We start from the raw sequence: 10,860 nt of genomic DNA on the forward strand, positions 1-10,860 counted from the left end.
GCCCGCCACCGTCGCGCGCGCTGCTCAGGACGGCGACCTGGCGGCTTGCCGGCGCCGCCGTGCGGTCAGCTCGCGGGCGTGAGCGTCGTCCCCGCCGCGGGCGCGACCCGGCAGCGGTCGAGCTGGCGGTCCATCGCGTCGTGCTCCGCGGAGGTGACCCACAGCCCGTAGGCGGCCTTCACGCGGATCTGGCGGAGCACGTACACGCACCGGTAGCCCGAGCGCGGCGGCAGCCAGGTCGCGGCGTCGCCGGCGCCCTTCTTCTGGTTGAGCGGCCCGTCGACCGCGAGCAGGTTCGCCGGGTCGTTCGCGAAGGCCTCGCGCACCTCGGGCGTCCACTGCTGGGCGCCCTTCTGCCACGCGTCGTTGAGCGCGACGACGTGGTCGATCTGCACCTCGGAGCTCCGGGGTCCGCGCTCGAACTCGATGACCTCGCCGCCGTAGGGGTCGGCCAGCGTCCCGCTGAGCACGACGCAGTCGCGCGTCCCCGGCTTGAACGTCAGCTCGGTCAGGTCCCGGCGGAGGATGTCGTTGCGGGTGTCGCAGCCGTTGTGGTCGACGTCGGCCCAGGCCTGCCCGAACTCGTCGCGGTCGTAGCCTGTCTTCGGGGCCCGGCCCTTGACCGCGAGCGCGTCCAGGGCTGCCCGCCCGGCGGCGAGGTCCTCGGCGGTGACCGGGTAGCGCGCGGCGTCGGCGGCCTCGGTCCACGCCGGCAGCCCGACGCCGAACGCCACCGCGCCGACGAGGACGAGCACCCAGACGGCGCGAGGGAGGCGGCGGCGCTGCTGCGGGGCGATCGGCCGGGTCGGGTGCACGCGCGCAAGATGCCACATAACGCCCATCGCGGACGCGTACGGACCGCGGACACGCCGGAGGTGCGCGCGTCGCAGTCCTGGGGGTGCTCGGCGGCGCGGTCCGCCCGCGGCGGGCAGCAGGGCGCGGACGGCGGACAGGAGGCGGCGGAGGGCGGACGTGAGGCGGCGGGTGGCGGACGAGAGGCGGCGGGTGGCGGACGGGAGCCGGCGCGCGGCGCGTGGGCCCGGGGTCGGTTGAGGCCGACCGCGCGGGGGCGCATGCTCGGACGCATGACGATCAGCACGCGCACCCTCGGCTCGGCCGCGCACGGCACCGCCCTCACCGTCGGCTCGCTCGGCCTCGGCTGCATGGGGATGTCGGAGTACTACAGCGCGACGAACCCCACGACCGACGACGAGTCGATCGCGACGATCCGACGCGCGCTCGACCTGGGCGTGACGCTCATCGACACCGCCGACATGTACGGGCCGTTCACCAACGAGCGCCTCGTCGGCCGGGCGATCGCGGGCCGCCGCGACGAGGTCGTCGTCGCCACGAAGTTCGGCAACGAGCGCGACGAGTCCGGCGCACGCCTCGGCATCAACGGCCGCCCCGAGTACGTCCGCCGGTGCGCCGACGCGAGCCTGCAGCGCCTCGGCGTCGACCACCTCGACCTCTGGTACCAGCACCGCGTCGACAGGACGGTCCCCATCGAGGACACCGTCGGCGCCATGGCCGAGCTCGTCGCCGCGGGCAAGGTGCGCCACCTCGGGCTCTCCGAGGCGGCCGTCCCGACGATCCGCCGCGCGCACGCCGTGCACCCGATCACCGCGCTGCAGACCGAGTACTCGCTGTGGTCGCGCGACGTCGAGGCCGAGATCCTGCCGACGCTGCGCGAGCTCGGCATCGGGCTCGTCCCGTACTCGCCGCTCGGGCGCGGCTTCCTCACCGGCTCGATCCGCTCGACCGCCGACCTCGCCGAGGGCGACTACCGCCGCACGACACCCCGCTTCGCCGACGACGCCCTCGCGCAGAACCTGCGGCTCGTCGAGGTCGTGCGGGCCGTCGCCGAGAGGGCCGGCGTCACGCCCGGGCAGCTCGCGCTCGCGTGGGTGCTCGCGCAGGGCGACGACGTGGTGCCGATCCCGGGGACCCGGCGCGTGCGCTACCTCGAGGAGAACGCGGGCGCGGACGCGGTGCACCTCTCGCCCGAGGACCTCGCGGAGCTCGACGCCGCCCTCCCGCCCGGCGCGGCGGTGGGCGACCGGTACGCCGACATGGGGCCGCTCAACGCCTGAGCGGCGCCGGTGCACGCCCCGCCCCGGCCCCGGCCCCGGGCACGGCCCCGGGCACGGTGACGCCCCACGACCGAAGGGATCGCGGGGCGTCGTCCGACCAGCCGGGGGTGTCAGCGAGCGGACCCGGCCGGGCGTCGTGCGGAGCGGTGCCGGGGACGCGGTCCCGTGGGTCTGCTGGTCATCGGCGCACCTCGCTCCTGGTCGTCAGGGGTGCGCGGCGACGCCCCCGTCACCCCGGCCATCGTCGGCTGCGCGCGCAGGGGTACGGGTGCCGGCGAGATTCCTCCCGAGGTGCACGTCCGGCTCGCGGGACGGCGCGACCGGGACGACCGGGGCGCACCACCGAGCTGCGCGGCCCGGCGCGTGCCGTGCCGCGTGAGCGGGCTGCGGGGCCCGGCGCGCGCGTGCCGCGTGAGCGGGCTGCGGGGCCGGCGCGTGCTGCGTGCGCGGTCTGCCGACCCGGTACGCACGACCGGACGGGTCCCGGACCGCGCGACGGCCGGAGCGGTCGGTCAGGGGCTCGCGCGCCCGTGGCCCTGACCCGGGCGGGCGTCGGACGCGGGCGCGCCACTCCCGGGGCCTGCACCCGCGCCGGTCGCCCCGGCTGCCGGTCCGGCGCCCGTGCCGCCGACGCCCGTGCCGACGCCCGCGCCGACGCCTGCGCCCGGTACGGCGACGTCGGTGCCCGGCACGTGCGCGGGTGGTCCTGGTGCAGCCTCCGGCGGGACGGTGACCTGCGGGAGCCCGCCGCGGGGGACGGTCCCGGCGGGCACGCCGAGCCCGTTGCCGTTCCCGAGCCCGTTGCCCTTCCCGGGCCCGGTGCCGTCTCCCGTGCCGGGAACCGTCTCGGGCGGCACGCCCTCGCCCGCGAGTCCCACGGCCGGCACGCCGATCCCCGGGACGGTGACGGGAGGTGTCCCGTTGCCACGGTCGGCCGGCAGGGGTACGCGGGGTCCGGGCAGGCCCACGGACGAGCTCCCGCTCCCGCTCCCGAGCCCGACGCCGACGCCGTTGCCCGATCCGACGCCCGATCCCGCGCTCACGCCGCTCCCCGTCCGCCCGTCCTCCGCAGCCCCCTGCGGCGAGGCGACCGGGTCCGGCAGCACCGGACCGACCTCCCCGGGCGTGACGGTCCCACCCAGCGGGGCGCCGGCCGGGCCCGAGCCGTGCGGCGTGAGCTCGACGGTGCCGAGCGTCAGCGCGTCGACGAGCGAGACGACGACGGCGCTCGCGGGGTCCTGGAGGGAGTCGGGCACGGCCTCGACGGTCGCGACGGTGCCGACGGACGCGAACGCGACACCCGCGCCGAGCGCGAGCTTGCCCGCGACCCCGAGTGCCGCCGCCCTCGCCACGACCCGTCGTGCCCGTACGCGCAGGGGGAACCGCGACGCAGTCGGCACCGCGGCGGGCACAGGGGGGCGGCCCGTCCGCAGGAGCGTGGCGAGGGCGGTGGTCGGTGCCGGCGCCGGGGCGTCGGCCGTCGCACGGAGCGCGGCGATCCACGCGTGCAGCGCCGGTTCGGTGTCACCCGTCCCGGACAGCACCGCGTCGTCCGCGCACGCCCTCACACGAGCGTCATCGTCGGAGGGCCTCACACGGGTACGCCCTCCGCCTCGACGAGCCTGCGGAGCGCCGCGAGGGCCCGCCGCTGGAGGGCCTTGACCGCGCCGGGCGGCTTGCCGACGACCTCGGCGACCTGCTCGACGGTGAGGTCGGCGACGACCCGCAGCAGCATCACGTCGCGCTGGTCCGGCGTGAGCTCGGCGAGCAGCTCGTGCACGCGCGCCGAACCGAGGTCCACCAGCGCCTCGTCCTCCGCGGACGGCGCCGTGCGGGTGTCGTCCTCGGCGTCGTACTCGGCCGTGCCCGGGGTGCGCGACGCGCGGCGCCAGTGGTCGACGACACGGCGGTGGGCGATGGTGAACACCCAGGACCGGAAGTCGGCCTGACCGCCCGTGAAGCGCGCGAGCCCGGTGAACACGGCGAGGAACACCTCGCTCGTCAGGTCCTCGACGTCGGTGACCCCCTTGCCGCGCAGGTACGCCGCGACCGGGCGCACGAGGTCGGCGTAGAGCGCCTGGAACGCCTCGGGCGACCCGCGGCGGGCCGAGGCCAGCACGGGGTCGAAGTCGGCGAGCACCGGTCCAGCATGCCCGGCGCGGCCGGCGACGGCGGGGTGCGGCGCGGATTCACCCGACCGGCCCACGCACGCCGGCCCGGCCGCGCGGGGAGCCCGCACGGCCGGGCCGGGTCGTCGGTCAGCCGAGCCCGCACGTCCGGCACGCGGGGCGACGGCGCAGGTGGTAGGCGTACGTCGCGGCCCCCAGCGCCGGCCCCCACAGCGGCCACAGCAGCATCGGGGCCAGGGCGCCCCAGCTCTCGGCGGCCTCCGCGCGGAGCTGGTCCGGGCCGATCGCGAGCAGCGTGATGCTGGCCGGCACGACCGCCACGGCGACGAGCGTCGCGGGCACGACGGCGAGCATCACCGGGACCCGCCGGCCCGCGAGCCCGACCATCCAGCGCGGGAACACCTCGCCCCAGCGCTGGAACAGCCCGAGCGTGAGCACCGAGCCGACGAGCGCGAACGCCGCGAGCCCGAACGCCGCGGCGAGCATGCCGTCGGCCACCATCGCGTCGTAGTCGTCGGCCTGCATCCCGAACGGGTAGCCCGCGACCCACGCGAGCCGCGTCGCGGCGTACAGCGCGGGGACGACCGCGGCGACGATCGCCCAGCGCCGACCCCACACCGCGGCGCGCGCCGGCGTCCGCCAGCGGGGCTCCGCGTGGTCGACGGCCCGCCCGCACACCGCGCACGCGCCGCTCGCCCGGCGGCGGAACAGCACCGTGGCCCACGCGAGCAGCACCGCACCCCCGAGCGCGAGGTACTGCGCGACGACCCCGGGCGCGACGTAGGCGGCGAACGCGTCGCGGAACTCCTCGTCGAAGGGCGCCCGCACCACGAGCAGCGGCAGGTAGCCGAGCCGCGCGAGGATCGAGGCGTCCGTCAGGGCCACCGCTCCCGCGACCGTCACCGCGGCGGCGGTCGTCGTGGCGGTGCGGGCCGCGGCGGTGACCGTCGAGCGGCGGGCCCGCAGCATCCCGACGGCGAGCGTCGCGCCCACGAGCGCCAGGAGCGCGACCAGGGGGCTCAGCGTCGACCCGGGGACGTCGTGCAGCAGGGTGCCGACGGCGTCGCGGGACGCGGCACCCACGGGCAGGGTGCCGCCCGTCAGCGTGACGGCGAGCGCGACCAGCGCGGCGACCGCCCACCACGCGGCGGCGAGCGCGGGCACGACGCGCACGTGCCGCGGTGGTCGGGCGGCCGGGGGCCGGGTCGTGGTGGTGGTGGCCGAGGGGTGCGTCGTGTGGAGGTCCATGCCTCCACCCTCGTGAGCGGCGGGCGCGCGGTGATCCCCCGTGAAGGCGGTCCGGCTCCCGCGCACGGGGGAGACGGCGGGACGGCCCGGCCGGCGTCGGCACCGGGCCGTCCCGCCACCCGTCAGGCCGGCAGCGCCGCGGTGGTGGCCGGGTGGCGCGTGATGTGCGCCGGCTCGACCGTCACGTCGTTCCGCCGCACCTTGTTGAACGCCGCCCAGATCTCCGTGGCGTCGTCGAGCGCCGCGCGGATCTGCTCCTTGCGCACATTCCCGAGCGCGAGCTGGTTCTGGTACAGGTAGAGGAACGTGTTGAAGTCGAGCTTGGCGAGGTCCACGGTCGACTTCACCGCGACGAACGCGCAGACGCGCTCCATCTTCTCGTAGACGCTCTTGGCCGAGACGTTGAGGTACCAGGCCTTGAGGTCGAGCCGCAGGACCGAGAGGCCCTCGGTGGCGACGTAGTACTCGTCGATGGTCCCCGTGGCGCTCGACGCCTCGCCGAGGAACACCGTGAGGGCACCGGTCATGAGCGACCCGATGCCGGAGATCACCCCGTCGGCCGAGCCCTGCATGAACGCCTTGAGCGACGTCTGCACGGTCTCGGAAAGGTGCGAGGCCGACGTGCTCGTGTAGGCGTGCACCTCCTTCTTCGAGGTGAGGATGTTGGTGATGGGCACCGTCGGGTTCGCCTCGGTGCCGGCGGTGCGCAGCGACTCGCGGATCGCCTTGTCGAAGAGGTCCGCCTTGGCCTCCCCGAGGTTGCCGAGCGCCTCGACGACGGCCCGCTGCGTCTGCGCGAGCTCCTCGCTGCCGTCGAACTGCTTCACGATGTCACGGACGATGGACATGGTGTGCTCCTCTCGCTCAGGGGTCTCAGAAGGTGACCTGCGTCGGCTGCAGGTCCACCTGCTGGCCGAGCAGCGCCGGGTCGGGGAAGGTCTTGTCGACGGGGACGGGCCGGTTGAACCCGTACACCCAGAGCCCGTCGAAGACCTGGGCGGCGCCGAGCGCGACGGCGAGCCGGGCGGAGAAGTTCGTGACCTGCTCGGCGCACGCCCAGATGACGACGGGCCCACGCCACGCGGCCGGGGCGGCGCCGAGAGCGCCGACCACGGCGCCGACGGTCCAGCCCCACCCGTCCGGGTCGGGGTCGCCGATCTCGGTGTCGTTGCCGTGCGCGGCGAGCAGCAGCGGTTCCTGCGCGCCGAGGTGCGGGAGCGCCTGCCGCCACCAGGCGTCGGCGCCCTGCTGCGGCCCGGCGGGTGCGTGCCCGATCCCGCCCCAGCGCTGCGACCCGGACCGCGGGTCCTCCGCCCACCGCCGGACCTGCGGGTCCTGCGTGAGTACCAGAAGCATGTGTGCCCCCCTGCTCGAGGCGGTCGGCCGACCGCCGCCGGTGGACGGCGCGTGCGGCCGTCCGTCTCGATCGTCGGCCGGGTCCCGGTGGGGGAGATCGTCACTTCTGACGATGCGTCAGCCGCCGGCCACGGTCCTCGGCAGCCGGCGGCGGGCGACCGCGACGGCGGCGAGCTGGCTGCTCACCTCGAGCTTCGTCAGGACGGCGCGGATGTGGGCGCGGACGGTCGACACGGACACGACGAGCTGCCGCGCGATCTCGTGCGCGGTCAGGCCCTCGGAGAGCGCGGCGACGACCTGGTGCTCGCGCGGGGTCAGGCGGCTCAGGCGGACCTGCTCGGCGGCGAGCGCCTCGAGCTCGTCCGCGGTCCGGTGCGCCTCGGCCAGGCTCGGCGGGCGGTGCAGGCGCGCCACCACGCCACGCACCACGGCGGGGAGGGGGAGCCGGGCGTCGACGACCCCGGCGCCGCGGCGCGCGGCGGTCGCCAGGTCGCGCGACGCGTCCGCGCCACCGACGGCGACGACGACGTGGGCCGTTCCCCGCAGGACGCGCGGGAGGCGTGGGCCGTCGGCGAGCAGCACGAGGCCCTCGTGCCACGCCCGGCCCGGTGCTGCGACGACCGCCCACGGCTGGACGACGGCCACGCCGACCGTGAGGAGCCCGGCGGTGATCGCCGCGGTGTGCACGACGTCGTCACCGACGACGCGGACCCGGGGCGCGCGGGGACGGTCGACCCGCGTCGACGGTTCCCCCACGCCCGGCGCTGCCCCCTCGACGTCGGGCGCCCGGTGGCGCCGCCGTCACACCGTCCTGGTGGGCAGTACTAGCACGCGCGTGCGGGCGTCGGTGCTGCGCAGGGGCGGCCCGGCCGACAATCACCCGCTCCGCCGGCCCTCCGGCGGCGGGCCTAGCCCGCGGGCCGCACGAACCCCGACTCGTAGGCCGCGATGACCGCCTGGGTCCGGTCGCGCGCGCCGGTCTTGGCCAGGACGCTCCCGACGTGCGTCTTGACCGTCTCGACGCCCAGGAACAGCCGGGCGGCGATCTCGGCGTTCGACAGCCCGGTCGTCATGAGCCGCAGCACCTCCGCCTCGCGCTCCGTCAGGCCGGCGCGGCGCAGCTCGTCGCCCGCCGGGGCGCGGACCGACGCGAGCCGGCGCACCGCCGCGGGGAACAGCACCCGGTCCCCGCGCACGACGACGCGGACCGCCTCGACGATCTCCTCGGGCGGCGTGCGCTTGAGCACGAACCCGCTGGCGCCGGCGCGCAGCGCGTCGAGCACGTGGTCGTCGTTCTCGAACGTCGTCACGACGATGACCCGCGGGGCGCCCGGGCGGTCGACGAGCGCGCGGGTCGCCGCGATGCCGTCGACGGCGGGCATCCGCACGTCCATGAGCACGACGTCGGGGCGCGTGCGGGCGACCAGCCCGGGGACGTCGGCACCGTCGCCGGCCTCGCCGACGACCGTCATGTCGGGCTCGGCGTCGACGATCACGCGCAGCCCGGCGCGCACGAGCGGCTCGTCGTCGACGACGACGACGCGCAGCACCGCACCGTCACCCGCCCCGCCAGCACCCACCCCGCCCGCGCCCATCCCGCTCACGCGCGCTCCCGCGGCAGCGTCGCGTGCACGGTCCACGTACCCGCCCGCTCGCCGACGTCGAACCCGCCCCGCAGCACCCGGACCCGCTCGGCCATCCCGACGAGCCCCTGCCCCGACCCCACCACCACCCCGTCCCCGGCGGCGCCGTCTGCGCCGGCCGCGCGCGCGTCCACCCCCGCGCCGCCGACCGGCGCTCCGGCGGCCACCGGGTTCGTGACCCGCACCTCGACCTCGGTCGCGCCGACGCGGACGTGCACCGCGACGGCCTGACCGGCGGCGTGCCGCAGCGCGTTCGTCAGCGACTCCTGCACGATCCGGAACGCCTCGCGCGACGCCGCCCCGCCGACCCGGCCGACGTCGCCGTCGAGGTGCAGCGCGACGTCGGCGCCCGCCGCACGCGTCTCGGCGACGAGGCGGTCGAGCGCACCGAGGTCGGGCACGGGCGCCCGGGACGTCCCGCCGTCGGCGGGCTCGCGCAGCAGCCCGAGCACGTGGTCGAGGTCGGCCATCGCGGCACGGCCGGCCTGCTCGATCGCGGTCAGCGAGCGGCGCGCCGCCTCGGGGTCGTGGTGGAGGGTCCGCGCCGCGGCGGCCGCCTGCAGCGTCGTGACGGTCAGCGCGTGGCCGACGCTGTCGTGCAGCTCGCGGGCCAGGCGGTTGCGCTCGGCGAGCCGGGTCGCGGCGCGCTCGAGCTCGGCGACGCGCTCGTCGGCGGACGGACCGAGGAGGGCGGGGGCGAGCAGCCGCAGCCCCCACGCGCACACCGCGACGAGGTGCGCGAGCACCACGGGCAGGACGAGCGCGAGCGCGAGCCACAGCACGCGGTCGAGCACGCCACCCGGGTCGGGGAACGGGTCGAGGCGCGGGAGCCCGTCGGCGCCGGTCAGGCCGTCGACCCCGAGCGCCGAGAGCACGAGCTGCGCGGTGACGGGCACCCCGGTCACCACGGCCAGGAGCACGACCCCGCCCGCCACGAGGTGCACGCCGTACCAGAGCGCACCCCGCCAGCGCGTCGCTGCGTCCGGCTCGGCGGCGGGCACCGGGACGTCGACCCCGAGGAACGTGCGCGTCGCGTGCACCTCGAGCGTGCGGACGGGCGCGAGGAACGGCGGGGCCGACGCGATCACCGCCGTGACCGCCGCCAGCACGAGGCCGATCGCGGTCGGCGTCCCGGGCGTGCGCAGCATCTGCACGAAGCCGACGACGAGCGTCAGGTACGCGGTCGCGACGACGCCGCCGATGACCAGGAAGACCCCCGAGCGGACCGTCTCGCCGCTGGTCAGCGGGCGGACGAGCCTGCTCGTTGCTGCGCGCAGCCCCATGCGGACGAGTGTGGCAGCGCGCACCCGCCGGGCGCCTCCCTCGCGCGAGGTAGCGGCGACCCGTCGCCTCCGTCGCCTCCGTCGCCGAGCGGGCGGCGCCGACGAGGAGCAGGCCGGGAGCCGCGCGGGGCCGCCGGGCCGGGGCCCGGTGCGGTCAGCTCGTCGCGACGGGCCCGGCGCCCCCGGGCAGCGAGGGCGGCACGGTGGCGGGGACGGAACCCGGGAGCAGCGTCTCGGGGACGACCCAGGACGCGACGAAGTCCCCGACGGCCGACCCGGCGGTGGCGAGCGACGCCGGGTCGACGCCGAGCACCACGACCACCGCGGCGAGCAGCGCGAGCGCGACCAGGTCGGCGCGCCGCACGGCCCGGCGCAGGCCCTGCCGGGTCGGCGCGGTGACGGTCTCCGTGCGGGCGGCGACCCGGGCCCGGGACCCGCGCGTGCCCGGGCGCACGGGGCCGGCGGCGGGGTCGGGCTGGTCGAGGGCGGCGGTCGTCAGCAGGTCGGGTCCGACGCGTCCGCCGAGCTCGCGCGCCAGGCGGCGGCCGAGGTCGGCGACGTCGTACGGGCTGAGCCGTGCGGGCAGCCCGGCGAGGTGGGCGCCGAGGCGCTCGCGGCCGACGACGAGCAGCCCGGCCGAGGTGCGCACGGGTCCGGCGGCGCCGGGCGGGCACAGGACGGCGGTGACGGCGCTGCGGTGCGCGGGGCCGACGAGCGAGGTCACGGCCGCGACGGCGTCGACGAGCGCGTGCAGCTCGCGGTCGTGGACCCGTCCGCCCTGGTGCGGCAGCCCGGCGGTGACGGTGAGGTCGGCGGACCACCGGGAGCCGTCGACCACGACGACCCCGCCCGGCCCGATCACGACCTCGTCGAGCAGCACGCCGGGGCGGCCGGGCCAGTGCAGGTCGTGCAGCGAGGTCCAGCCGTGCCCGCGGAGCCCGTCGACGGTCCGGTCGGCCCGCGCGTCGAGGCGGGGGAGGCGTGCACGCGCGCGTCCGGCCCTGGGGTGGCGCTCGAGGCCACCTGCGCGGGTGCCCTCGGCGCCGTCGGCCCGGTCCGCCCGCGCGAGGGCGTCGGCGAGGGCGTCGTCGACCGCGCGGCTCGTGGC

11 protein-coding genes are annotated in these 10,860 nt (G+C 77.5%); 1 reads left to right on the forward strand and 10 read right to left on the reverse strand.

Features of this window, described 5'->3' with window-relative positions:
* Positions 1–65: 65 nt before the first annotated feature.
* Entirely contained in the window at positions 66–815 is a 750-nt protein-coding gene (locus AB6N24_RS21590; RefSeq protein WP_412871419.1) for an HNH endonuclease family protein, read from the reverse strand.
* A 276-nt stretch (positions 816–1,091) separates the two neighbouring features.
* Between AB6N24_RS21590 and AB6N24_RS21595 the strand changes: the two genes are divergently transcribed.
* A complete protein-coding gene (locus AB6N24_RS21595; protein WP_412871428.1) occupies positions 1,092–2,093 on the forward strand; it encodes an aldo/keto reductase in 1,002 nt (333 codons plus the stop codon).
* A 512-nt stretch (positions 2,094–2,605) separates the two neighbouring features.
* On the opposite strand, the gene AB6N24_RS21600 is transcribed toward AB6N24_RS21595, so the two are convergent.
* The 9 genes from AB6N24_RS21600 to AB6N24_RS21640 form a co-directional block, all read right to left on the reverse strand.
* Positions 2,606–3,445, reverse strand: coding sequence for a hypothetical protein (locus tag AB6N24_RS21600; protein WP_412871420.1), 840 nt, complete (start codon positions 3,443–3,445; stop codon positions 2,606–2,608).
* A gap of 239 nt (positions 3,446–3,684) precedes the next feature.
* Entirely contained in the window at positions 3,685–4,233 is a 549-nt protein-coding gene (locus AB6N24_RS21605; RefSeq protein WP_412871421.1) for an RNA polymerase sigma factor, read from the reverse strand.
* A 118-nt stretch (positions 4,234–4,351) separates the two neighbouring features.
* Positions 4,352–5,470: a hypothetical protein gene (locus AB6N24_RS21610; RefSeq protein ID WP_412871422.1), complete on the reverse strand. Its 1,119-nt coding sequence runs from the start codon at positions 5,468–5,470 to the stop codon at positions 4,352–4,354.
* A 122-nt stretch (positions 5,471–5,592) separates the two neighbouring features.
* Complete coding sequence (locus AB6N24_RS21615) at positions 5,593–6,318, reverse strand: hypothetical protein (protein ID WP_412871423.1); 726 nt, start codon at positions 6,316–6,318, stop codon at positions 5,593–5,595.
* 25 nt (positions 6,319–6,343) lie between these two features.
* Complete coding sequence (locus AB6N24_RS21620) at positions 6,344–6,826, reverse strand: hypothetical protein (protein WP_412871424.1); 483 nt, start codon at positions 6,824–6,826, stop codon at positions 6,344–6,346.
* Positions 6,827–6,943: 117 nt separating this feature from the next.
* Positions 6,944–7,582 carry a helix-turn-helix transcriptional regulator gene (locus AB6N24_RS21625; RefSeq protein WP_412871425.1) on the reverse strand — a complete coding sequence of 213 codons (639 nt, stop codon included), beginning with the start codon at positions 7,580–7,582 and terminating at the stop codon, positions 6,944–6,946.
* A gap of 152 nt (positions 7,583–7,734) precedes the next feature.
* Positions 7,735–8,421 (reverse strand): response regulator transcription factor, encoded by a 687-nt coding sequence (locus tag AB6N24_RS21630; protein WP_412871429.1) that lies wholly within the window; start codon positions 8,419–8,421, stop codon positions 7,735–7,737.
* 5 nt (positions 8,422–8,426) lie between these two features.
* Positions 8,427–9,776 (reverse strand): sensor histidine kinase, encoded by a 1,350-nt coding sequence (locus AB6N24_RS21635; protein WP_412871426.1) that lies wholly within the window; start codon positions 9,774–9,776, stop codon positions 8,427–8,429.
* A gap of 130 nt (positions 9,777–9,906) precedes the next feature.
* Positions 9,907–10,860, reverse strand: a 954-nt coding sequence (locus AB6N24_RS21640; protein WP_412871427.1) for a hypothetical protein, incomplete at its 5' end; no start/stop codon positions are given.

It is taken from the genome of Cellulomonas jepli (assembly GCF_047229345.1).
Lineage (GTDB): Bacteria > Actinomycetota > Actinomycetes > Actinomycetales > Cellulomonadaceae > Cellulomonas_A.

Bases quoted from the DNA above. Each gene is read 5' to 3' on its own strand.
- AB6N24_RS21610 (WP_412871422.1), bottom strand. From the start codon at position 5,470: ATGGACCTCCACACGACGCACCCCTCGGCCACCACCACCACGACCCGG.
- AB6N24_RS21615 (WP_412871423.1), bottom strand. From the start codon at position 6,318: ATGTCCATCGTCCGTGACATCGTGAAGCAGTTCGACGGCAGCGAGGAG.
- AB6N24_RS21620 (WP_412871424.1), bottom strand. From the start codon at position 6,826: ATGCTTCTGGTACTCACGCAGGACCCGCAGGTCCGGCGGTGGGCGGAG.
- AB6N24_RS21630 (WP_412871429.1), bottom strand. From the start codon at position 8,421: ATGGGCGCGGGCGGGGTGGGTGCTGGCGGGGCGGGTGACGGTGCGGTG.